Here is a 1,420-nt window from a genome sequence, read left to right on the forward strand (position 1 = left end):
ACCAGTGTCTACGGCAACCGCAATTGTCTCTGCGGTCTTCTCTTTGACAAGATCCAATCCGAGATTACCCTTTACGAACGAGAATCGGCGTTCAATTTCGCCGCGGCGGTTCTCTGCGTCTTGATCCTGATGGCGCTGTGCTGGATCCACATGCTTTGGTTTACGTCCAAGCCGCGGTCCACTCACGCGGATACCAAGGTTGGCACACATCCCAATGTTTTCGCGAGTTCGATACAGTGTGTCCAACAGTACCTCGTCTGGATATTCACCGTGCACGTCGTAGTAGTGATCAAGTGTCGATCCAAGGTCACCACTTTCATTGAAGGCATTGAAAGAGAAACGCTCAATGTCAATCACGCCATCCATGATCGAAACATCGATCTTTGGTCCAAACTCAACCGGGGACTTTGATTTACCTCGCATGATTGGACGAATCTCCGGCTGACTTAAGCTTACGATCCGGTTTTCGACACGATGCGTGTGGTTGCGATACATGTAATCTTGTTGGTCAAAGACTAAGCGAATGACGCCAAGTCGCTTAGCCCGCGCCGCGGTCAAGGTCGCACCTTGGTCGATCATCTCATCGACATAGCGCAAGTCGCGACGAATGTATTGAAGTTGGGCTTTGATTTGCTTTTGTGTGAGCTTCCCCCAACGTCGTGGTTTGCGTGAAAAGGCAGTCCACTTTGCGTGAGCTTCACGCTTGTAAGTCCGTGGTGGTGCAATTTGAAGCTGTTTAGCCATGACTTTAATGTCATCTTCTAGGTTTGTTCTCGCCTGATTAAGTAGATGCGTATCTTGGGGAAACTTGATATTGACCGGAGTACAAGTTGCGTCGGTGATCATCACCGACTTGGTTGGTAAGTGGCGTTGAAGTCGTTCCCGAACCGTATCGGTCATGATATTGCGGATCAATTCAGAAATCGGCGCGATCCGCCGGCGAAAGTACGCCAGCGCCGTGTGATCGAATGGGACTTTAAGTTGATACTGAGGGATACCAATGAAGTATTGATAAGCCGGGGTGTCACGAATCGCTTCGACAACGTCTCGATCAGACAAACCAGTTCGTTGCTTGATCAACTGAGCACCATACAACAGGCGAAATGGTTTACCAGCACGGCCAAGCTTCGAAGGAAAAGCCAATTGGTATGCCTCGCTTAACTTCTGCCATGGCATTTGATCCGCAAGCTGAACCGACTCGTTGTCTGCACTGAGCGGTGTGCTCAGTGCAGTACCAAAGGATTCAATTGAGAGTTGCGTGACTGTTTGACGATAAACCATGGATAACGCCTCCGATAGGGTTGTGTAAAGTGCATGGGGATTGACGGAATACCGGGAATTCCTATGCATCTATTATACAACGATAACGGGTTAAGGAGCTGTTACAGATAACTTGGACAAATTATTCACCAGCCACTAG

The 1,420-nt window shown here is 49.0% G+C and carries 1 protein-coding gene; it reads right to left on the reverse strand.

Translation table 11 applies throughout. The annotated features are described in order from the left end of the window. A partial coding sequence (locus FD01_RS14760) for an IS5 family transposase (RefSeq protein ID WP_056965087.1) occupies positions 1 to 1,281 on the reverse strand: 1,281 nt, incomplete at its 3' end. Positions 1,282 to 1,420: the final 139 nt, after the last annotated feature.

Source organism: Lacticaseibacillus manihotivorans DSM 13343 = JCM 12514 (genome assembly GCF_001435035.1).
GTDB lineage: Bacteria > Bacillota > Bacilli > Lactobacillales > Lactobacillaceae > Lacticaseibacillus > Lacticaseibacillus manihotivorans.